General features: G+C 72.8%; 19 protein-coding genes. 12 read left to right on the plus strand and 7 right to left on the minus strand.

Features of this window, described 5'->3' with window-relative positions:
• Positions 1-102 precede the first annotated feature (102 nt).
• Together HCN52_RS02755 and HCN52_RS02760 are read left to right on the plus strand one after the other, a co-directional pair.
• Positions 103-444: a DUF2469 domain-containing protein gene (locus tag HCN52_RS02755; protein ID WP_168086727.1), complete on the plus strand. Its 342-nt coding sequence runs from the start codon at positions 103-105 to the stop codon at positions 442-444.
• 130 nt (positions 445-574) lie between these two features.
• Positions 575-1,684 (plus strand): M23 family metallopeptidase, encoded by a 1,110-nt coding sequence (locus tag HCN52_RS02760; protein WP_168086728.1) that lies wholly within the window; start codon positions 575-577, stop codon positions 1,682-1,684.
• Between the two features lie 214 nt (positions 1,685-1,898).
• Here HCN52_RS02760 and HCN52_RS02765 read toward each other — a convergent pair whose 3' ends face one another.
• The 5 genes from HCN52_RS02765 to HCN52_RS02785 all read right to left on the minus strand — a co-directional run bounded on the left by HCN52_RS02765 (position 1,899) and on the right by HCN52_RS02785 (position 7,083).
• Positions 1,899-2,462, minus strand: a complete 564-nt coding sequence (locus HCN52_RS02765) for a TetR/AcrR family transcriptional regulator (RefSeq protein ID WP_168086748.1) — start codon at positions 2,460-2,462, stop codon at positions 1,899-1,901.
• Positions 2,463-2,757: 295 nt separating this feature from the next.
• Positions 2,758-3,600, minus strand: a complete 843-nt coding sequence (gene whiG / locus HCN52_RS02770; protein ID WP_168086729.1) for an RNA polymerase sigma factor WhiG — start codon at positions 3,598-3,600, stop codon at positions 2,758-2,760.
• A 200-nt stretch (positions 3,601-3,800) separates the two neighbouring features.
• On the minus strand, positions 3,801-4,874 hold the full coding sequence (gene dprA / locus HCN52_RS02775) for a DNA-processing protein DprA (RefSeq protein ID WP_312876498.1): 1,074 nt from the start codon (positions 4,872-4,874) through the stop codon (positions 3,801-3,803).
• 197 nt (positions 4,875-5,071) lie between these two features.
• Entirely contained in the window at positions 5,072-6,670 is a 1,599-nt protein-coding gene (locus HCN52_RS02780; protein ID WP_168086730.1) for a YifB family Mg chelatase-like AAA ATPase, read from the minus strand.
• Positions 6,670-7,083 (minus strand): YraN family protein, encoded by a 414-nt coding sequence (locus HCN52_RS02785; protein WP_168086731.1) that lies wholly within the window; start codon positions 7,081-7,083, stop codon positions 6,670-6,672. Before HCN52_RS02785 ends, HCN52_RS02780 begins: the two co-directional genes overlap by 1 nt.
• Before the next feature lie 586 nt (positions 7,084-7,669).
• Here HCN52_RS02785 and rpsB point away from each other — a divergent pair.
• The 10 genes from rpsB (at position 7,670) to HCN52_RS02835 (ending at position 19,605) form a co-directional block, all read left to right on the plus strand.
• Positions 7,670-8,605 carry a 30S ribosomal protein S2 gene (gene rpsB, locus HCN52_RS02790; protein ID WP_168086732.1) on the plus strand — a complete coding sequence of 312 codons (936 nt, stop codon included), beginning with the start codon at positions 7,670-7,672 and terminating at the stop codon, positions 8,603-8,605.
• A 108-nt stretch (positions 8,606-8,713) separates the two neighbouring features.
• The gene (gene tsf / locus HCN52_RS02795) at positions 8,714-9,550 is read left to right on the plus strand and encodes a translation elongation factor Ts (protein ID WP_168086733.1); all 837 of its coding nucleotides are present in this window, start codon (positions 8,714-8,716) and stop codon (positions 9,548-9,550) included.
• Positions 9,551-9,768: 218 nt separating this feature from the next.
• Entirely contained in the window at positions 9,769-10,524 is a 756-nt protein-coding gene (gene pyrH, locus HCN52_RS02800) for a UMP kinase (protein ID WP_167974548.1), read from the plus strand.
• 49 nt (positions 10,525-10,573) lie between these two features.
• On the plus strand, positions 10,574-11,131 hold the full coding sequence (gene frr / locus HCN52_RS02805) for a ribosome recycling factor (RefSeq protein WP_167974546.1): 558 nt from the start codon (positions 10,574-10,576) through the stop codon (positions 11,129-11,131).
• A 98-nt stretch (positions 11,132-11,229) separates the two neighbouring features.
• On the plus strand, positions 11,230-12,222 hold the full coding sequence (locus HCN52_RS02810) for a phosphatidate cytidylyltransferase (RefSeq protein ID WP_376767080.1): 993 nt from the start codon (positions 11,230-11,232) through the stop codon (positions 12,220-12,222).
• A 236-nt stretch (positions 12,223-12,458) separates the two neighbouring features.
• Entirely contained in the window at positions 12,459-13,571 is a 1,113-nt protein-coding gene (gene rlmN, locus HCN52_RS02815) for a dual-specificity RNA methyltransferase RlmN (RefSeq protein ID WP_168086735.1), read from the plus strand.
• A 264-nt stretch (positions 13,572-13,835) separates the two neighbouring features.
• Positions 13,836-14,918 (plus strand): thiamine ABC transporter substrate-binding protein, encoded by a 1,083-nt coding sequence (locus HCN52_RS02820; RefSeq protein ID WP_168086736.1) that lies wholly within the window; start codon positions 13,836-13,838, stop codon positions 14,916-14,918.
• A 247-nt stretch (positions 14,919-15,165) separates the two neighbouring features.
• Complete coding sequence (locus HCN52_RS02825; protein WP_168086750.1) at positions 15,166-16,773, plus strand: ABC transporter permease; 1,608 nt, start codon at positions 15,166-15,168, stop codon at positions 16,771-16,773.
• Positions 16,774-16,820: 47 nt separating this feature from the next.
• Positions 16,821-17,891, plus strand: a complete 1,071-nt coding sequence (locus tag HCN52_RS02830) for an ABC transporter ATP-binding protein (protein WP_168086751.1) — start codon at positions 16,821-16,823, stop codon at positions 17,889-17,891.
• Positions 17,892-18,027: 136 nt separating this feature from the next.
• Positions 18,028-19,605: a family 10 glycosylhydrolase gene (locus HCN52_RS02835; protein WP_168086737.1), complete on the plus strand. Its 1,578-nt coding sequence runs from the start codon at positions 18,028-18,030 to the stop codon at positions 19,603-19,605.
• Positions 19,606-19,726: 121 nt separating this feature from the next.
• On the opposite strand, the gene HCN52_RS02840 is transcribed toward HCN52_RS02835, so the two are convergent.
• Together HCN52_RS02840 and HCN52_RS02845 are read right to left on the minus strand one after the other, a co-directional pair.
• Positions 19,727-20,857, minus strand: coding sequence for a hypothetical protein (locus tag HCN52_RS02840; protein WP_168086738.1), 1,131 nt, complete (start codon positions 20,855-20,857; stop codon positions 19,727-19,729).
• Complete coding sequence (locus HCN52_RS02845) at positions 20,839-21,537, minus strand: ABC transporter ATP-binding protein (protein ID WP_168086752.1); 699 nt, start codon at positions 21,535-21,537, stop codon at positions 20,839-20,841. The genes HCN52_RS02840 and HCN52_RS02845 overlap by 19 nt, the downstream gene beginning before the upstream one ends.
• Positions 21,538-21,858 lie beyond the last annotated feature (321 nt).

Here is a 21,858-nt window from a genome sequence, read left to right on the forward strand (position 1 = left end):
CTGGCGGTAGGCGTGACACTGGGTGACCGCGTGTGACATCGTGCGCGCTCGCTCCGCCGTGAAGCACAATGTGTGGACGTGAACGGCTGAAGGGATCACGCGATGAGCGCCGAGGATCTCGAGAAGTACGAGACCGAGATGGAGCTGAAGCTCTATCGGGAGTATCGGGATGTGGTCGGACTCTTCACCTACGTGATCGAGACCGACCGGCGCTTCTACCTCACCAACGACTACGAGATGCAGGTCCATTCGGTGCAGGGCGAGGTGTTCTTCGAGGTCTCCATGGCGGACGCCTGGGTCTGGGACATGTACCGGCCCGCTCGCTTCGTCAAACAGGTGCGGGTGCTCACGTTCAAGGACGTGAACATCGAGGAGCTGAACCGGAGCGAGCTGGACCTCACCCAGGACTCGGGCTTCGGCTCGTCCGGCGAATCGGGCGGCTGAGGCCGAGGCGGCGGCCCGGCGTGTCACCCCGGTGAACACTGTCACCCTGCGGGGTGACGAAGTTATCCACAGTCGACCGGTTGTCCACCAAGATCGACAACGGTGGCGGTGCGGCTGCCAGTCTCCGCACATGGTCGCACCGCGAAGCTCACTCAGCCGCTTGCTCGTCTCCACCGTCGCCCTGGCGGCCGCCGCTCTGGTCTGCGCCGTCTCCGTGCCCCTGGTCGCAGCCACCGCCCGCGTGGGCGGTGGGGCGTCCGATGCGACGGAGACCCCGCCCCGGTCTGCGGAGCGCAGTCCTTGCCCCGACTGCCGCGAAGGGCGCGCACGGACCGCGTCGCCGCTGCGGTCCGTCCCCGCCGCCTCGGCCTCCGAGGCGGCGGATGCGGCCCGCAGCTCGGAGGAGACCGACGAGCCGGCGCACCCGAGCCCTTCTCCGGGGGATCGGGCCAAGGCTGTGCTGCCGGCGCCGCCCACGCGGCCCGCTCCCCCCACGGTGGGGCCCCAACCGCCGGACGCGGCTGACGCCGCCCCCTCCCCGGTGGGACCTCGGCCCGGGCCCGACGGCGGCACCGCCCATGCGCCGGCAGCCCGGCCCTGGCAGCCCGGCAGCGGCGCGGACTGGCCGTTGTCGCCGGCTCCGGCGCTCCTGCGCCTCTGGGAGCCGCCTCCGGCACCGTGGGCACCCGGGCACCGCGGGGTGGACCTCGCCGCGAGTCCGGGAGACCTCGTACGAGCGGCGGTGGACGGTCATGTCTCCTTCGCCGGGGCTGTCGCCGGCCGCGACGTCCTGGTCATCACGGTGGCGGGCACGAATCTGCGCATGACGCACGAGCCGGTCACCGCCCGGGTTGCGGTCGGCAGCGCGGTCCGGCGCGGGCAGCTCGTGGGCGCGGTCGCCGACGGTCCGTTCCACTGCGCCGATGGCTGCGTCCACTGGGGCCTTCTCGAGGGCCGCACCTATCTGGATCCGCTGACGCTGCTCCGGCGTGGCCCGTCCCGGCTGCTTCCCGTGCTGGACGTCCCCCTCCCGACGGGCCGCAGCGAGCACGAGTCCCGCGCGGAGGCCGCTCCTTCTCGCCCGGCGGTCCCGCGTCGCGCCGCCGGGCAGCGATCGCACCGTTCGCAGCGTGCGGACCGGCGCACCCGCTCGGCGCGCGGACCGGCACGCGGGCCGAGGGCAGGTGACGGCCCGCAGCGGCCCCCTGTTCCGGAGAGGGCGGGGCCGCCACGCAGCTGAGCGTCGGTTCCCGCGTGGCTCGGCACCGCGCGGAGACGCCGCGCCGGAACGATCGGGCCGGGCCGGACGCCCCCTGCACTTGTCCGCGGCCGGCGGGCAGCGGTGCGGGCGTCGGTGGTCCCGCAGCGCGACCACCGACAGGAGGAGCTCGTCCCACGGCACGTGAGCGCGTCGCGGTACCACGCGTCGTCCGGACGGAGAGGGCGGCGCTCCCTCAGGGCAGCGAGCCGGCGGCCCCGCGCAGCGCGAGAGTCACAGCGCTCTCCGCCACCAGTCTCCGGTCCTCGACACCGAGTGCCGCCCGCCGCACAGCGGCATCGACCACACCCTGCACCAGCACGGCCGCCAGCCGGGGGTCCGGGTGGCCCAACTCCGTCATCACCTGCACCACCAGATCGACGAGCGCTCCGTGCGCGGCGCGGATCTGCTCGCGCGCTGCTGTGTCCAACTCGGCAGCGGCGATCGCCACCACCGCCTGATGGCGGTCGTCCCCGGCAAGCGCCAACTGCGCCCGCACGTAGGCTTCCAGCCGCCCTTGCGGAGTGGCCGCACCGCGGACAGCCTCCTCCACTTCCGCGGCCCACCGCGGAAAGTCGGCCGCACACAGCGCCTCGACCACGGCTCCGCGGGACCGGAAGTACTCGTAGACGGAGGACCGGGCCAACCCGGTGCGCTCCGCGAGTGCGGGAAAAGTGAGCGCTCGGGTCCCGCCCGAGGACAGGAGCTCACGGGCGGCAGCCAGCAGCGCCTCGCGCTGCTGGCGACGGTGCTCGGCCACGGAGGCCGCAGTGATCCTCGGCACGCTCCCAGCCTAGAGCCATCGCTCGCGGGGGAGCACCGTCCCGGTACACATCCGTGCTGCCGCCGGCCGGGCGTCGCCGGCCCGCCCCTCCTCGCGGAACCCGTGGGGGTGACCGGCGCCCACGGCACGCCCCCTGCGCACGGACCGGGGGAACCGCGCGGTGGGGCCGGACGGCCGGCGAAGCCGGGCGTGGCCGACCGATCCGTCCGCCGGTGTCGCCGCAGCGCCCCCACCCACGTGTGCCCGCCGCTCTCCGTGCCGTCCGAGCCGGTCAGCGTCGGACGTCGCTCAGTTTCGCCCGCAGTTGCAGGACCGACTTGCTGTGGATCTGGCTGACGCGACTCTCGGTGACGCCGAGGACCTGCCCGATCTCGGCGAGCGTCAGCCCCTCGTAGTAGTAGAGGGTGACGACGGTCTTCTCCCGCTGAGGGAGCGTGTTGATGGCCCGGGCCAACAGCCTCCGGAGCTCCCGGTCCTCCGCCACTTCGACGGGGTCGTCGGCCGACCGGTCCTCCAGGGTGTCCATGAGGCTGAGGTCGCCCTCGCCGCCCACATGGAGCATCTCCTCCAGGGCCACCGTGTTCGCCAGCGACAACTGCCCGAACAAGGCGTGGAGCTCCTCGACCGGAATGCCCATCTCCTGCGCCACCTCGCCCTCGGACGGGGTGCGGCGCAGCTCGGCCTCGAGCGCGGCATGGGCTCGCTCGAACGCGCGCGCCTTCTGTCGCACCGAGCGCGGGATCCAGTCCAGGGCCCGCAGCTCATCGATCATGGCCCCGCGGATACGGGTGATCGCGTAGGTCTCGAACTTGATCGAGCGGCTGGGGTCGAACTTCTCGATGGCGTCGATCAGGCCGAAGATGCCGGAGGAGACGAAGTCCGCCTGTTCGACGTTGGGCGGCAGACCGACACTCACCCGGCCGGCGACGTACTTGACCAGCGGCGAGTAGTGAAGGATCAACTGCTCCCTGAGCCGCTCTCCCCCCGTCGCCTTGTAGCGGTGCCACAGCTCCTCGAGGGTGGTGGGGGGACGGTGGGGCACGGTCCTCTCCGGCGCGGCCGCGTCCGGGGCTTCCGGAACCGGCGCGGGGGGCCCGGGGGTGCGCTGTGGCATGCGTCGTCTGCAACCGTTCTACGGTGGTCTGTGCGAATGGTGCCGGTTCGAGCGGAACCTCGGTGAGCGTAGCGTGACATCGGCGCCGCACTGCGCATATAGCCCTGGGACGCTCATGCGCAGATACGTTCCGCCCACCGCACCGTGGTGTGACGGTGCCAGGCGCGCCCGGGGCGCGCCGACGGCGCGCCGGTCGGCGCTCAGCGGCGCAGGGACCACGACTCGCCGCTCCGTTCGACGTAGCCGAGCGCACACAGCTCCAGCAGCACGGCCTGCGCGCCGGCGACACCACAGCCCGCGTCCGCTGCGATCTGCTCGACCGCCGCCGCCCCGCCGGGCGGCACCGCTCCGAGCACGCGCCCCGCCGGCTCGGTCAGCAGGTCCCGGGGGTCGGTGGTTCCGGCGACGTCCGCCAGCTCACCCATCGCCCCCACCAGCTCGATCACCTCCTCGGCGCGCGACACCAGGTGGGCGCCGCCCCGCAGCAGTTGGTGCACCCCGTCCGACTGCGCCGACAGGACCGAGCCCGGGACCCCCATGACATGGCGTCCCAACGCGGCGGCGCGGCGGGCGGTCGCCAGCGCCCCGCTGCGCGGCGCGGCCTCCACGACCACCGTCCCGCGGGTCAGCGCCGCCAGCAGCCGGTTGCGCTGCAGGAAGCGGTGGCGGGTCGGGTGGCCACCCGGCGGCAGTTCGCTCACCATCAGGCCCTGCGCCCGGACCCGCTCCAGCAGACCGGCATGGCCCGCCGGATAGCCGGTGTCCACCCCCGAGGCCAGCACCGCCACGGTCTGCCCGCCTCCCCTCAGGGCTCCCTGGTGGGCGGCCCCGTCGACGCCGTAGGCGGCTCCGGAGGCGACTGTCCAGCCGCGGGCGGCCAGTGACCGTGCCAGGTCCGTGGCCACCCACGCCCCGTAGTCCGTGCAGGCGCGGGCGCCCACCACGGCGACCGAGCGCACGGCCAGCAGCCGCAGCGAGGCTGTCCCGCGAACCCAGAGACCCACCGGTGCCGCGGCGCCCAGGTCGTCCAGCTGACTGGGCCACTCGGGGTCGCCGGGGGCGACGAACCGGCCCCCGCAGGCGGCCGCCTCCGCCAGGGACGCCCGCGGGTCGGTCCGGCCGGCCCGGTGCCGCAGCCCCTCCCAGCGGCGTCGGCTCACCGAGCCGTCCCGCCTCCCGTCCTGCAGGTCCCGCCACGCCTCGACCGGCCCGTGCTGTGCCACCCAGCCGCCGACCACGGGGTCCCCGGGCTCCACCACGGCGGAGAGTGCCACTCGCGCCAGGCGTTCCTCGTCGGTGGGCCGGAGGGCGTCGCCGCCCTGGGCCGCGGGACAGCGGCCTGGGGCCCGTCCGTCGCCGCGGTCTCCAGGGCTGCCCGGGTCGTGCGCTTCCGGGGCACACACGTCGACCCCGCAGTCGTCCGTCCGGCTGTTCCCGGCGGGATCGCCACCGTCCGAACCGCGTGGGCGCGTCACGGCAGGCTCCCCACGAGCCCCGCACCCCGCACCACGCCCGACCGCAGGGACAGCGCCGCATCCATGTCGGACGCCGTCGGACGGTCGTGGCCCGCCAGGTCCGCGACCGTCCACGCGACGCGGAGCACCCGGTCGAGGCCGCGTGCGGTCAGCAACCCGCGGTCCATGTCCTGCTCGGCCCGCTGCAGTGCGCCCGGCGCGGGCGCCCAGCGGGAACGCAGCTCGTGGCCGGGGACCGATCCATTGACCTGCCAGGGGCGGTCCGCATAGCGGGCCGCGGCGCGCTCCCGGGCGGCGACGACGCGTGCCGCCACGGTCGACGTACTCTCGCTGCGCCCCGCGGAGAGCAGTTCGGCGCGGCCCACCGGCTCCACCGGGACCCGCAGGTCGACGCGGTCCATGAGCGGGCCCGAGAGGCGCGCGCGGTAGCGGCGGACGGTGTGAGGGGTGCACTCGCACCCGCCGGCGGCGGAGCCGTGCCGTCCGCAGGGGCAGGGGTTCGCCGCCAGCGCGAGCAGGAACCGCGCGGGCAGGCGCACGACACCCGCCGATCGGGCGATGACGACCAGCCCCGACTCCAGCGGTTGGCGCAGCGCGTCGAGGACCCGCCCGCTCATCTCCGCCGCCTCGTCGAGGAAGAGGACACCGTGGTGTGCGAGGGAGACCGCCCCCGGCCTCGGCAGCCCGGAGCCACCGCCGACCAGGGCTGCCATGGAAGCGGAGTGGTGGGGCGCGCAGTAGGGAGGTCTGTCGAGCAGCGGCCGTCCCTCCGGGAGGGTGCCGCTGACCGAGTGGACCGCGGTGACCTCCAGCGCCTCCTGCCGGGTGAGCGGCGGAAGCAGCCCCGGCAGTCTCTCCGCCAGCATGGTCTTCCCGGCCCCCGGGGTGCCCTTGAGGAACAGGTGATGCCGCCCGGCGGCGGCGATCTCCAGTGCCCGCCTGGCGGTGCGCTGCCCGGCGACCTCCGCCAGGTCCGGGCGGTGCTCCCCGCCCAGTGACGTCGAGCAGAGCCCCGCGGCCGCACCGGGCGGCAGCACCGAGGAGACGTCGGGGCCTTCGGTCACGGGTTCCTCGGGCGGCTCCGCGCCGGTCAGGACGGCCACCAGCTGCCGGAGGCTGCGCACACCGAGCACCGAGACCCCGGGGACCAGCGAGGCCTCCGTGGCGTTGGCCTCGGCGACCACCACGCGCCGACACCCGGCGTCGACGGCCGCGAGCACCGCGGGCAGCACGCCGTGGACCGGGCGCACCCGGCCGTCCAGGCCGAGCTCGCCCACCAGCACCAGCTCCGCCACCGCCGCGGGCTCGACGTGTTCCCCCGCCGCCAGCACCGCGCAGGCCACGGCGAGATCGAAGCCGGAGCCCGCCTTGGGCAGCGCGGCCGGGCTGAGCGCGACCGTCAGCTTCTTCTGCGGCCAGGCGATCCCGGAGTTGACCACGGCGGAGCGGACCCGGTCGCGTGCCTCGCTGAGCGACTTGTCGACCAGCCCCACCAGGGTGAAGGCCGCGACGCCGGGTTCGAGGTCGGCCTGGACCTCCACCACCACGCCCTCGACCCCGGTGACCGCCACCGAGCACGTCCGAGCGAAGACCATCAGCCCACTCCTCGCGCGTGTTCCACCACGGCGGGCCCCCGGCGCGGCACCAGCACGCCGACCAGGTCGATGCGCACCCCGCCGGCGGGAGGGCCCCCGTAGCGCGGTAGCCACCGGGCGGCCAACCACTCCTCGGCCAGCCACCGCAGCCGGTCCAGCTGCCGTGGTCCCAGCCCCGCCATCGGGTGCTGTGGTCCGCCTGCAGTCCGGGTCTTCACCTCGCAGACCACCACCGCGGCCGCGGGGTCGCGGGGCCGCCGGCCGGCTGTGTCCACGTCCGTCCCCCGCGCCACGATGTCGATCTCACCGCTCCGGCAGCGCCAGTTGCGGTCGATGACCGTCAGGCCGCTCTGCTCCAGCAGGCGTGCTGCGACCTGCTCCCCGTACCGTCCCAGAGCTCGTCGTCGATTCATCGAGCCTCACCTCCGGGGCACACCGTGGACCAGTGGGCGCCGTCGCCGCACGGGGCTGTGGACAACCCGGTGCCTGTGGAGAACTCGGCCACCCTTCGGAGTGACGGCCGGGGCGGGATTGACGCCGTGCGGGAAGACCGCGGAGTCGGAGGCAGCCGTCCCCGAGCCGTCGGGGCGGGACCGTCATGGCACTGTGCGCCCGGCTGTGGGGTATGGGGCGTGCAAGGGAGAGTGCAGCTCAGTGCGCGCGCCCGGCCACGCCGCGGAGCACCCGAATCATCGGTCGGGGCGCCCGCGGCGGGGTGACGGCAGGGCCGATCGCACGCGCTGCCGGCCGGAAGAGGCAGCGCCGCAGGGCCGGTCGCCCGGCGGCTCCGGGGTCCCGTACACTTTCCCTGGCGATCCGGGTCCCGGATCGACCTCGCACGCCCCGCCGCCGGCCCGGTCGAAGCACCTGGCCCGGAGGCCGCGTCCCTCGGTCCACGACACCCCACACGGCGTTCGTGGTAGGACGCGCAGGGGCGTCAGGAGCGGCGACCGTCCCGGTCGGCGCTGACAACCGAGTCACACCCCAAGGAGAACGGCCATGGCCGTCGTCACGATGCGGGAGCTGCTGGAGAGCGGCGTCCACTTCGGGCACCAGACCCGCCGCTGGAACCCGAAGATGAAGCGCTTCATCTTCACCGAGCGCAACGGCATCTACATCATTGACCTGCTCCAGTCGCTGTCGTACATCGACCGCGCCTACGAGTTCGTCAAGGAGACCGTCGCCCACGGCGGCGCCGTGATGTTCGTCGGTACCAAGAAGCAGGCCCAGCAGACCATCGCCGAGCAGGCGACCCGCGTGGGCATGCCCTACGTCAACCAGCGCTGGCTGGGCGGCATGCTGACCAACTTCTCGACCGTCCACAAGCGCCTTCAGCGCCTCAAGGAGCTCGAGCAGATCGACTTCGAGGACGTGGCCGCCTCCGGCCTGACCAAGAAGGAGCTGCTGGTCCTCTCCCGCGAGAAGGCCAAGCTGGAGAAGACGCTGGGCGGTATCCGCGACATGCAGAAGGTGCCCAGCGCCGTCTGGATCGTGGACACCAAGAAGGAGCACATCGCGGTCGGTGAGGCGCGGAAGCTCAACATCCCCGTCGTCGCCATCCTGGACACCAACTGCGACCCCGACGAGGTCGACTACAAGATCCCGGGCAACGACGACGCGATCCGCTCGGTCACGCTGCTCACCCGCGTGATCGCCGACGCCGTCGCCGAGGGCCTGATCGCCCGCTCCGGTGCCGCCAACGCGGCCAAGGAGGGCGACAAGCCCGCCGGCGAGCCGCTGCCGGAGTGGGAGCGCGAGCTGCTGGAGGGCGCCGAGGCCAAGGCCGCCGCCCCCGCCGAGGGCGCCGAGCAGGCCGCCCCCGCGGAGGCTGCCACCGAGGCTCCGGCCACCGAGGCTCCGGCCGAGGCCTCCGCCGAGACCGCCGCTGAGGCTCCGGCCGAGACCGCTGCCGAGGCTCCGGCCGAGCAGGGCTGACGCACCACCCCTCCGGGTCGCGGCGGGCCGGGGCCGAAAGCCCCGGCCCGCCGCGAACCCGTACCGCGATCCCACACACCGACCATTCGGGAAGAGACTCACACCACCATGGCGAACTTCACCGCCGCCGACGTCAAGAAGCTCCGTGAGCTCACGGGCGCCGGCATGATGGACTGCAAGAAGGCGCTGGACGAGGCCGAGGGCGACGTCGAGAAGGCCGTCGAGATCCTGCGGGTCAAGGGCCAGAAGGGCGTCGCGAAGCGCGAGAGCCGCACCGCCGAGAACGGTGCCGTCGTGGCGCTCATCGCCGACGACGACGCCTCCGGCGTGCTGGTCGAGCTGAAGTGCGAGACGGACTTCGTCGCCAAGGGTGACAAGTTCCAGGCCGTCGCGCAGGCGATCACCGAGCACGTCGCCAAGACCTCCCCGGCCGACATCGAGGCCCTGCTCGCCTCGGAGATCGAGCCCGGCAAGACCGTGCAGACCTACGTCGACGAGGCCAACGCCAACCTCGGCGAGAAGATCGTGCTGGACCGCTTCGCCCAGTACACGGGTGGCTTCGTCGCCACCTACCTGCACCGGACCAGCCCCGACCTGCCGCCGCAGGTGGGCGTGCTCGTGCAGCTGGACAAGCCCGAGGCGCAGGTCGCCCGGGACATCGCCCAGCACATCGCGGCGTTCTCTCCGAAGTGGCTGTCCCGTGAGGACGTCCCGGCCGACGTCGTGGAGAACGAGCGCCGTGTGGCCGAGGCCACCTCGCGCGAGGAGGGCAAGCCCGAGGCTGCGCTCCCGAAGATCGTCGAGGGTCGGGTGAACGGCTTCTTCAAGGAGAACACCCTGCTCGGCCAGCCCTTCGCCAAGGACAACAAGAAGTCCGTCCAGAAGGTGCTCGACGAGGCCGGGCTCTCGCTCCAGGCGTTCGCCCGCTTCCGCGTGGGCGCCTGACGCACCGTCCGACGGGGGTTCGTCGGCGACGGACCCCCGTCACCCCCGTGCCGTCGGCGTCGTCAGCGCCCCGGCACCGCTATTGTCGGGCACAGAGCCCGCGAGCGGCGCGCCGCGGGGCTGTGACACCGCTGTTGTGACGAGGAGGCCGTCGCCGGAACGGAACCGAGAGGAACCGTCGGCAATGGCCTCCTTCGTATGTGCACGAGGAGAATTCCATGAACCAGGAGACCCCCGCCCCGACGGGTGGCCGGCCGTCCCGCTACCTGCTGAAGCTGTCCGGAGAGGCGTTCGCGGGAGGTGGCGGTCTCGGCGTCGACCCCGACATCGTGCACAAGATGGCCCGCGAGATCGCCGCGGTGGTACGGGAGGGCACTCAGATCGCCGTCGTGATCGGCGGCGGCAACTTCTTCCGCGGCGCGGAGCTCCAGCACCGCGGGATGGACCGTGCCCGGTCCGACTACATGGGCATGCTCGGCACCGTGATGAACTGCCTCGCGCTGCAGGACTTCCTGGAGAAGGAGGGAATCGACTCCCGCGTGCAGACTGCCATCACCATGGGGCAGGTGGCGGAGTCGTACATTCCGCTCCGTGCCATCCGCCACCTCGAGAAGGGCCGTGTCGTCATTTTCGGCGCCGGTATGGGCATGCCCTACTTCTCCACCGACACCACAGCCGCGCAGCGCGGTCTCGAGATCCACGCCGAGGCCCTCCTGATGGGCAAGAACGGCGTCGACGGTGTCTACGACTCCGACCCGGCCAAGAACCCGGACGCGGTGCGGTTCGACGCACTCGACTACGGCGAGGTCATCACCCGGAACCTGAAGGTCGCGGACTCCACGGCGGTCACTCTCTGCCGGGACAACGATCTGCCGATCCTGGTCTTCGAACTCCTCACGGAGGGCAATATCGCCCGTGCCGTCAAGGGTGAGAAGATCGGCACACTCGTGAACAGCCTGGGCCGGCGGGACTGAGATCCCGTCCACGCGCCGGTTTGCCTCACACATCGAATAGGAGCACGTGGTGATCGAAGAAGCTCTCCTCGAGGCCGAGGAGAAGATGGAGAAGGCCGTCGTGGTGGCCAAGGAGGACTTCGCGGCCATCCGCACCGGGCGTGCGCACCCGGCGATGTTCAACAAGATCGTCGCCGAGTACTACGGCGCGATGACGCCGATCAACCAGCTCGCCTCGTTCTCGGTCCCCGAGGCCCGTATGGCGGTGGTGACCCCGTTCGACGCGAGCGCGCTGCGCAACATCGAGCAGGCGATCCGCGACTCCGACCTGGGCGTGAACCCGTCGAACGACGGCCGGATCATCCGGGTGAACTTCCCGGAGCTGACGGAGGAGCGCCGTCGCGAGTACATCAAGGTGGCCAAGGCCAAGGGCGAGGACGCCAAGATCTCGATCCGCGGTGTACGCCGGAAGGCCAAGGAAGCCATCGACGGCGCGGTGAAGAACGGCGAGGTCGGCGAGGACGACGGGCGCCGCGGTGAGAAGGAGCTGGACGACACCACCGCGAAGTACGTCGCACAGGTCGACGAACTCCTCAAGCACAAGGAAGCCGAGCTGCTCGAGGTCTGAGCTTCGACCGCCGTGCGGCGGTCGGCTGGGGTCGAAGTGCTGCCCGCGCCCGTGGGAGATGCCGGGGCGCGGGCGGGAGAACGAACGGAAATGAGCGCGTGAACGAGTCACCCTGGGGACAGCTGGACCGAACGGGCGGGGGCACCGGAGGCCCGCTGGACGGCGGTCGTGCCGGCCAGGAACCCGTCGGCCCCGTGGGGGGTGCATCCGGCGAGGGCGTCGGCGGCGGAGCCCGGGACGACGGCACGGCGGCGGAGGGCCGCGCAGCGCGGCGCGCCAAGCGGGCGGGCCGGGACCTGCCCGCGGCCATCGGCGTGGGCGCCGGACTGGGCGTGCTCATTCTCGTCACCCTGTTCGTCTACAAGCCCGCCTTCGTCGCGGTGATCGCCGGCGCGGTGATCGTCGGGCTGTGGGAGCTCACGTCACGCCTCGCTGAGCGCAAGCAGGTGCGCGCCCCGCTCCTGCCCATGGCGGTGGGGGGCGCCGCCACGGTGGTGGCCGGCTACGTCGAGGGGGCGGGCGCGGCGTTCGTGGCGATGGCGCTCACGGTGTTCGCGGTGTTCCTGTGGCGCATGGCGGGGCCGCCCCACGAGTACCTGCGCGATGTCACGGCCTCCGTGTTCGCCGTGCTGTATGTGCCCTTCCTGGCCACGTTCGTGGCGCTGGTCCTGGCAGCTGACGACGGGTCCTGGCGGGTCCTGGTCTTCCTGCTGCTGACCGTGGTGAGCGACACGGGTGCCTACGCCGTCGGCTGGCGGTTCGGGAAGCGGAAGCTCGCACCCCGCATCAGCCCCGGAAAGACCCGGGAGGGGCTGTTCGGAGCCGTCGCCTTCGCGATGGCCGCGGGGGCGCTCTCGCTGGAGTTCCTGATCGAGGGCGGTGCCTGGTGGCAGGGGCTGCTGATGGGGTTGGCGGTCGCGGTGACCGCCACGCTGGGGGACCTCGGCGAATCCATGATCAAGCGTGATCTCGGTATCAAGGACATGGGGACGTTGCTGCCGGGCCATGGCGGGATCATGGATCGGCTCGACTCGATACTGCCGACGGCCCCGGTGGTCTGGGTGCTGTTCCTCGTCTTCGTCGGTTCCTGACCCCGCGGAGGGGCACGCTCCCCTCGGCGGGCCTGCGGTGTGACGCCTCACGTCCGCGGGGGCGGGGACGCGGTCGTGACACCGGTACGCTGGATCGGCGTCACGGAGTGCCGTGCCCTCCGGGGCCGCGGGGCCCGTGCACCGACCGTCGAGGTGCGGGGAGAGACCGCACCGTGCCGCAGGTGGCGCTGTTGCGCCCTGTGGCGCCCGCTGTCCCACCGAGGAGACGTCCCGCCATGGCACGACCCGTACCCGGCGAGCTGACGTTCGTCGCCCCGCGCGGCGCCAAGAAGCCGCCCCGGCACCTCGCCGACCTGACGCCCGCCGAACGCAAGGAAGCCGTCGCGGCGCTCGGAGAGAAGCCGTTCCGAGCCAAGCAGCTCTCGCAGCACTACTTCGGGCGGCTCTCGGCCGAGCCCGAGCAGTGGACCAACATCCCCGCGGGCTCCCGGGCGCGGCTCGCCGAGGAACTGCTTCCGCCGCTGATGTCGGTGGTCCGCCACATCAGCTGTGACGAGGGCGCCACCCGGAAGACGCTGTGGCGGCTGCACGACGGCACCCTGGTCGAGTCGGTGCTGATGCGGTACCCGGACCGGGTGACGATGTGCATCTCCTCGCAGGCGGGTTGCGGGATGAACTGCCCGTTCTGCGCGACGGGGCAGGCCGGCCTCGACCGCAACCTGTCGACCGCCGAGATCGTCCACCAGATCATCGACGGCATGCGGGCCCTGCGGGACGGCGACGTGCCCGGCGGCCCGACGCGGCTCTCCAACATCGTCTTCATGGGGATGGGGGAGCCCCTCGCCAACTACAAGCGCGTGGTCGGTGCGATCCGTCGCCTGACCGACCCGGAGCCCGACGGCGCGGGGCTGTCGCAGCGCGGCATCACCGTCTCGACCGTCGGACTGGTGCCGGCCATCAACCGGCTCGCGGACGAGGGGCTGAAGTGCCGGCTGGCGGTCTCCCTGCACGCCCCCGACGACGAGCTCCGGGACACCCTGGTCCCCGTCAACACGCGATGGAAGGTTCGCGAGGTGCTCGACGCCGCGTGGGCGTACGCCGACCGCTCCGGCCGGCGGATCTCGATCGAGTACGCGCTCATCCGGGACATCAACGACCAGGCGTGGCGCGGCGACCTGCTGGGCCGGCTTCTCAAGGGGCGCGGCGCGCACGTCAACCTGATCCCGCTGAACCCCACACCGGGCTCGAAGTGGACGGCGAGCCGCCCGGAGGACGAGCGGGCGTTCGTGGCGGCCCTGGAGGCCCATGGTGTGCCGACCACGGTGCGCGACACGCGCGGCCAGGAGATCGACGGGGCCTGCGGCCAGCTGGCCGCCTCGGAGCGCTGACGGGCCCGCTCCCGGGGCGCCACGTGGCGTGGCGCCCCGGGGACGCGGTTGCCCCGTGCGGTGGGCTATCGTGTGGTCGCACACGTGCACGACACACCATTCACGCATATCGACCGGCAGGGGAGCGCGTCCAGCGCTGAGAGTGCGGCATCCGCCGCAGACCCTTCGAACCTCGCCCGGAGCTCATGGCGCCGGGTAGGGAGCTCGGATGACAGCACGTCGACGCGTGCTCCGCTGCCTCGTCGTACCGACGAAAGCAGCCACATGAAGCGCACCTCCTGGCGCACCGCCACGCTGGCCCTTCCGGTCCTCCTCGGCACCACGTTCCTCGCCGCCTGCGGCTCGGAATCGGAGGACGACGCCACGACCGCCGGCGGGAGCACCGTGACGCTGGTGACCCACAACTCCTTCGAGGTGTCGGAGGACGTCCTCGCCGGGTTCACCGAGCGCACCGGCTACGAGGTCAGGGTGCTGCGCGCCGACGACGGCGGCGTCATGGTCAACCAGGCCGTCCTGTCCGCGGGCAACCCCCAGGGCGACGTGCTGTTCGGCGTCGACAACACGCTGCTGACCCGCGCCCTGGAGGCGGACGTCTTCGCACCGCACCGTGCCGAGGGGCTCGACGCGGTCCCCGAGGAGTTCCAGTTGGACGCCGGTGAATGGCGGGTGACGCCCGTGGACCACGGCGACATCTGCGTCAACTACGACCGTGCGTGGTTCACGGAGGCGGGCATCGAACCTCCGCAGGACCTCGAGGACCTCGCCGACCCCGCCTATCGCGACCTGCTGGTCGTCCAGAACGCCGCGAGTTCCACCCCCGGCCTCGGCTTCCTCCTCGGCAGCGTTGCCGAGTTCGGGCAGGGCGGGTGGCAGGAGTACTGGCAGCAGCTCGCGGACAACGGCGTGCGCGTTGTCGACGGGTGGGAGCAGGCGTACTACGAGGACTTCTCCGGTTCCTCCGGCGAGGGGGACCGGCCGCTGGTGGTCAGCTACGCGACCTCGCCGCCCGCGGAGGTGCTGTACGGCCCCGACCCGGACATCGAGGAGGCGCCCACCGGTGTCTCCACCGGCACCTGCTTCCGCCAGATCGAGTTCGCCGGGCTGCTGGAGGGGGCGGAGAACCCCGAAGGCGGGGCGGCGCTGCTCGACTTCATGCTCTCCCTCGACTTCCAGGAGGACGTCCCCCTGCAGATGTTCGTCCACCCGGTGCGTGAGGACGCCGCGCTGCCGGAGCTGTTCACCCGGCACGGCGCGACCGTCGAGTCCCCGTTGACGCTGGACGCGGACGCGGTGACCGAGCACCGCAGCGACTGGGTGGACGAGTGGACCAACCTGGTCGTCCGTTGACAGCGACGCGGCGCCGCCCCGTCCGCGGCCGGCCGGCGCCGGGGCAGGCGCGGAGTGTCGTCGGCCTGGGGCGTGCCCCGTCCTGCCCCCGCCCCGTGCACCGCTTCGGCGCCCCGTGCGCCGTCGTATACGGCTGGACAGCGCGATGAGTGACGCCGCCCCCGTCCCCGGCCCCCCGCCCCCGAGCGGTCCGCCGGCCAAGCTCCGCGCGGGCGCCGGGCCGCGTCGGTTCACCGCCCCGGCCCTGATGGTCGGGCCGGTGGTCTTCTTCGCCCTGTTCTTCGGCTACCCGGTGGCCGCGATCGTCGACCGCGGTCTTCGTCCCGACGGGCAGTGGGAGTTGGGGCAGGTCGGCGAGGTGCTCACCGACGAGGGCATCCGCCAGGTGCTCTGGTTCACGACCTGGCAGGCCGCCGCGTCGACCGTGCTGACCCTGCTCCTCGCGCTGCCTGGCGCGTACGTGCTGGCCCGGTTCAGCTTTCCCGGCAAGCGGGTGCTGCGAGCTGTGGTCACCGTGCCGTTCGTGCTCCCCACGGTCGTCGTCGGGGCCGCCTTCCTCGGCCTCATCGGCAGGGGCGGGCTGCTGGACGACCTCTGGGGGCTGCGGCTGGACACGACCGTCTGGGCCATCCTGCTGGCCCACGTGTTCTTCAACTACGCGGTCGTCGTCCGCACCGTCGGCGGGCTGTGGTCACAGCTCGACCCCCGCCAGGAGGAGGCGGCCCGGCTGCTGGGCGCCGGCGCGTTCGGGGCGTGGCGCCGCGTGACGCTGCCCGCCCTGCTGCCCGCCCTGGCCGCGGCGGCCCTCATGGTGTTCCTCTTCACCTTCACCTCTTTCGGGGTCGTCCAGATTCTCGGCGGTCCCGGCTACGCGACCCTCGAGGTCGAGATCTACCGGCAGACGGCCAAACTGCTGAACCTGCCGACCGCTGCCGTCCTGACCCTGCTCCAGTTCGCCGCGGTGGCAGCGATGCTCGGTGTGCACGCCTGGACGGTGCGGCGACGGGAGTCCGCGTTGCGACTCGTGGACGCGGCCGCCACCGACCGACCGCCGCGGGGGGCGGGGGAACGGTGCCTGCTCGCCGGAGTGCTCGCGTCGGTCTCCGTGCTGGTGCTGCTTCCGCTCGGTGTCCTCGTCGAGCGTTCGCTCCGCGGCCCCGACGGCTACGGGTTCGACCACTACCGGGCGCTGGCCACCACGGAGACGGGGACCTTCGTCGTCCCCCCGTTGGAGGCGGTCGGCAACTCGCTGCGCATCGCGGCGGTCGCGACGCTCATCGCCCTGGTGGTCGGCGGGTCGGCCGCCGCCGCGCTCACCCGCGGCGCCGGTCGGCTGGTACGGGGCTTCGACGCCATGCTGATGCTGCCGTTGGGGACGTCGGCGGTGACCGTCGGGTTCGGTTTCCTCATCGCGCTGGACTCGCCACCGTTGGACCTTCGCTCCTCCTGGCTGCTCGTACCGCTGGCCCAGGCCCTCGTGGGCGTGCCGTTCGTCATCCGCGTGATGCTCCCGGTGCTGCGGGCCGTGGACGACAGACTGCGACAGGCTGCCGCCACGCTGGGGGCCTCGCCGCTGCGGGCGTGGTGGGAGGTGGATCTCCCCCTCGTGCGACGCGCGCTCGTGCTCGCCGCGGGCTTCGCGTTCGCCGTCTCCCTCGGGGAGTTCGGCGCCACCGTGTTCATCGCCCGTCCCGACGAGCCGACCCTGCCGGTCGCCATCGCCCGGCTGCTGGGGCGCGCCGGTGAGGCGAACTACGGGCAGGCGATGGCCCTGAGCACCGTGCTGATGCTGGTCTGCGCCACCACACTGCTCGCCCTCGAACGTGTCCGCCCCGCGCGCTCCGGGGAGTTCTGATGAAGGAGTCGATCGTGCCGCAGAGCGGACCGAAGCCACCGGACAGCATGGTGCGTCTGGAGTCGTTGACGGTGCGCTATGGGGACCGCTCCGTGGTCGACGGGGTCGACCTGTCGGTCGGCGCGGGGGAGACGGTCTGCGTCCTCGGCCCCAGCGGCAGCGGGAAGTCGACGCTGCTGCGCGCCGTGGCGGGGCTGGCGCCGCCGGCGGAGGGCAGAGTGCTGCTGGGCGGACACGACCAGGCGGGTGTGCCGGTGCACCGCCGGGGTGTGGGCCTGATGTTCCAGGACCACCAGCTCTTCCCCCAGCACGACGTCGCGGCCAACGTCGGGTTCGGACTGCGGGTGCGGGGCGCGGGACGGACGGAACGGGCTGCGCGCGTGGCGGAACTTCTCGGGCTGGTCGGCCTGGCAGGTGCGGGGAGCCGCACCGTCACGGCGCTGTCCGGCGGCGAGCAGCAGCGCGTGGCGCTGGCCCGTGCGCTGGCTCCCGGCCCGCGGTTGCTCATGCTGGACGAGCCGCTGGGGCAGTTGGACCGCGGGCTGCGGGAGCGGCTCGTGGTGGAGCTGCGGTCGCTCTTCCGCCGGTTGGGCACGACGGTGCTGGCGGTCACCCACGACCAGGGAGAGGCGTTCGCCCTGGCCGACCGGGTCGTGGTGATGCGCGAGGGGCGGGTCGAGCAGGCCGGTTCCCCTGTCGAGGTGTGGAGCCGTCCCGCCTCCGAGTTCGTGGCGCGCTTCCTCGGCTTCTCCAACGTGGTGGCGGCGACGGTGGCCGCGGGCACGGCGCACTGCGCCTGGGGCGCTATCGAGGTGTCCGAGGGCGCAGTCGAGGGACCGGCCGCGCTGCTCGTCCGCCCGGGCGGTGTCCACGTGGCCGCGACCGGTGCACCCGCCGTCGGTCGCGGGCGCCCGGGCGCCGATGGGCCGGCGACGGGGCTCGGGTGCGTCGTCCGCAGCCGGACGTTCCGCGGCGACCATGTCGTCCTGCACCTCCAGCCGGAGCGAGGGCCCGCTCTTGAGGCGACCTGCTCGTTGCGCACGGCCCCCGAGGAGGGGGCCGCCGTGCGCGTGGCGATCGACCCCGCGGAGACCGTCCTGCTGCCGCCGAGCATGTGATCCGGCGTCACCGTTGGTGAAGAAAAAGCAAAGTGATGAAAGTTTTCGTCTGGACGGGGCATCTTCGGCGATCTAAATTGTCAGGCCGAGCGGCGTTGACCCGAACACGCCACGACCGTCCCAGGAGTTCTCCCGTATGAGACGCATCCTGCCCACCCTCGCCGCCGGCCTCGGCCTGTTGGCCTCCAGCCTGGTGTTCGCCGGACCCGCCGCTGCGGCGCCGGCCGAGGACGACCGCCCCGAACAGTGGCGCAGCTACTGGGTCGACGCCTTCAACGAGGGGCTCTACACGCCGGAGCAGGCCGCCCGGACCGTCCAGGACGCGCTGGACATCAACGCCAACGCCCTGATCGTCCAGGTCGGCCGACGGTACGACTGCTTCTGCAACCGCGCCGACTACCCGCGGACGGACGCGGCCGTCGACCCGGCGCCCTACGACCCGCTCGACGAGATCATCGAGCAGGCGCACGCCGCCGGGCTCGAGGTGCACGCCTGGGTCAACGTCAACACGCTGTGGAACAGCACCACCCCGCCCCGTTCACCCGAGCACGTGTACAACCAGCACGGCCCCGATGTCGAGGGCGCGGACCGCTGGTTGAACAAGAAGTTTGACGGCACGGAGGTCCAGGGCGCCAACGTCTATGTCGACCCCGGCCACCCGGACGTCGCCGACTACATCGTGAGCGCTGTCAGCAGCATCGTCAGCGAGTACGACGTGGACGGCGTCAACCTCGACTACATCCGCTACCCGGACCACAACTCCACCACGACGCACAGCGACTGGGGCTACAACGACGTCTCCGTCGCGCGGTTCCAGGAGGCAGCCGGTCGAGCCGACGTGCCCGAGCCGGACGATGCCGAGTGGACCGACTGGCGTCGGGATCAGGTGACCGGCCTGGTGCGCAAGCTCTACCTCACGCTCTGGGACATCGACCCCGCCGCGCGGCTGTCCGTGAACGCCATCACCTACGGCAACGGCCCGCAGGCCGTCGGGGGCTGGGAGAACACCCGCACCTACAGCGAGGTCCTGCAGGACTGGGTCGGCTGGCTGGACGAGGGCGTCACCGACACGGTGATGACGATGAACTACAAGCGGAACTGGCAGCCCGCCCAACAGCAGATGTTCGCCGAGTGGTCGGAGTTCATGGCGGACAACCAGATGGGCCGCCAGACCGTGAACGGGCCCGGCCTCTACCTCAACCCGGTCGGTGACAGCCTTGCTCAGGCGCAGCAGGCGCTCGCCCCCACAGCCGCCGGGAACACCGTCGCCGGCTGGAGCGGCTACGCCTACGCCAACCCGTCCAGTACCCATGTCGACGGCAGCTGGCAGGACCGGTCCGCGGAGCGGGACGCGCTCACGGAGGCCCTGACCCAGGGGCCGGGAGCACCCTTCTCGGAACCCGCCTCGGTGCCCGCGATGACCTGGAAGGACACGCCGTCCGACGGTCATGTCACCGGACGGCTCGCCGTCCGGGGCGGCGGGGTGCTCGACCAGGCCGACGTCACCCTGAAGCCGCTCACCAACCGCTCCCAGCCCGTGTCCGCCACCACCGACGGCGACGGCTGGTTCGGCTTCGCCCATGTCGATCCCGGGGTCTACCTCGTGACCGTCGACCTGCCGCGCGGTGTGGTGGGAGCCCCGGTGACCGCCGTGAAGGTCGACCGCGGCCAGGTCACGGAGGCGCGGCTCGGAACCTACATCGACCTCTCCTGAGACATGCCGCCGGCGCACGGGGCCTCCCGTGCGCCGGCGGTCGCCGCCTCGTGCTGGGCGGGCTCCGGCAGCGGTGCCCGCCCAGCACGTCGTCGGTGCCCCAGGCGCCGACCCCGCGGTGTCACCCGGGGAGCGGCAGGGCCAGCAGCAGTGCCGTCGACCACGTCAGGGGAGCGAAGACGGCGAAGAGCGCCCCGGCCCGCACCAGGCGCGTGCGGCGGAGCAGTCGCGGCGAGGCGCCGAGCTCGCGCAGGGTGCGGGTGACCGGCGCGCGTGCGGACCGGAGCGTCGCCGCCGTGGTCAGCGCGGCACCCCCCACGGCGACGAGCACCACGACGGCGCCCAGCGCTCCGAGCACGCCGAACGGGGCCGATCCCGAATCCGCCGGGCCCAGCCCCGCCACGACGAACAGCGCCGCCAGGGTCACGGCGACCGTGCCCAGCTGCATGCCCAGCCGACCGGCCTCCTTCTGCAGGCTGCGGCCCGCCAGGAGCCGCAGAGCGCCGGGGCTGCCCAGCGTCAGCAGGCGGGACGCGGCCCGGGTGAGCCCGGGAGAGGCGAGCATCACTCCTGCCAGGCTCAGTCCCCAGCCCGCCGGCACGCCCGAGGGGACGTCCCCGAGCGGTCCCGGGAGGCTCGCCCGCCCGCCGTCCGACACCGCGGCGGCGTAACCGCTGACCGCTGCTCCTGCCGCGACGAGGGCTGCGCCCCACGGCAGCGCGCCCGTGGTGGCGCCGCCCTCCCGGTCCGGTACCGCCAGGGCCGCGGCGAGGGCCACGATCACCGGGACCAGCACCAGGAGTGTCAGCGCCCCGCCCAGCGGCACGCGTCCACCGTCGGCCGGGAGCCCCAGCACCGCGCCGTCGAAGAACGCCGCAGAGCCGAGACGGCCGGTCAACTGGAGGAAGAGCAGCAGTGCCAGCAGCGTTCCCGTCCCCGCTGCCAATGTGGTCGACAGCGCGGCGTGCGTGCGCTGTCTCGACACGCCCAGAGAGACCGCGTCCAGGGCCGACCGCGGCTCGCTGACCGGGTCGGCGCGCGCCACCGAGGCGGCGAGCTGCGCTGTCGCGGCGACCGGGAGGGCGCTCCACGCCAGCAGAGCCAGGCCCTGGGCCGCGTTCTCCGGTGCGGCGGCCGCGTGGGCGAGCGCGGCGAGCAGCAGGAAACCCGCGCCCCCCGCCGCCCCGGCAAGCGTCAGGCGTCGCAGATGTGCGTGGGGCCGGGCCCCACGCACTAGGCGGAGAGAGAGCATGCGGAGCCCGTCGCCGTGGCCGAGTCGTCGATGGCGGTGATGCGGCCGTCGAGCAGCCGCACGGTGCGGTCGGCCAGGGGCGCGACCTCGTCCGGTCGACCGCTGATGACCGTGGTGATGGTGTGGGACCGTGCGGCAGCCACGAGCGTCCGAAGCGCCTGGGCACGGTCGCCCTGGTGCAGGGGTGCGGCCGGTTCGTCCGCGAAGAGGACCGCGGGCCCGTGGACCAGCGCCCGCGCGATGGCGACCCGCTGCTGCCGATGGCGCGGCAGCTGGGCGGGTCGCTTGCGCGCGCAGTCGCCGGCGTCCAGCCGCTCCAGCCATTCCGTCGCCGCGCGGCGCGCCGTGCGGTGGCCTGTGCCGTTGAGGAGGAGCGGCAGTGCCACGTTCTCCCAGCCGGTCAGCTCGGGCAGCAGCTCGGGGGTGTCGGAGACCCTCCCGAACCGTTCGCGGCGGAGCCGGTCGCGGACGCCGGCGGGCAGCTCGTGCACGGGGATGTCGTCGAACCACACCTCTCCGCGGTGCGGGAGCAGGCCGGCAAGGCACCCCAGCAGGGTCGTCTTGCCGCTGCCGCGAGGGCCGGTCAGGGCGACGATCTCGCCCTTGGCGACCGACAGTTCCACGTCCTGCAGGGCGGTGGTGCCCTCGCGGACGCAGTGCAGCTCGCGAGTCCACAGCATGTCGTTGTCGGATGAGGCGGCGCTCACCGGGGCACCTCCGCTGGTCGGCTGGTCAGCGACAGTACCAACGCGACATGTCGGATCATGGTCACGGATTCGGTCGTGCCGCGATAAACAGTGCAGATGCAGCCGTATGGGGGTGCTCGGGGCGTCAACCCCTCCATCGGGTGGTCCCGGAGCGAAAAGAACCGGCCAGACCACTCTGGACAGGCAGCTTCGCGGTGTCACTGACCGTGAACCGCAAAGTTTGTTGTCGGCGGGCTGGATCTCGGTGGTTGTTCCGGTGTCCATTCGGGGGGCGCGTGCATAGGCTGGGGGTTC

It is taken from the genome of Streptomyces bohaiensis (assembly GCF_012033785.1).
GTDB classification, from domain to species: domain Bacteria; phylum Actinomycetota; class Actinomycetes; order Streptomycetales; family Streptomycetaceae; genus Streptomyces; species Streptomyces bohaiensis.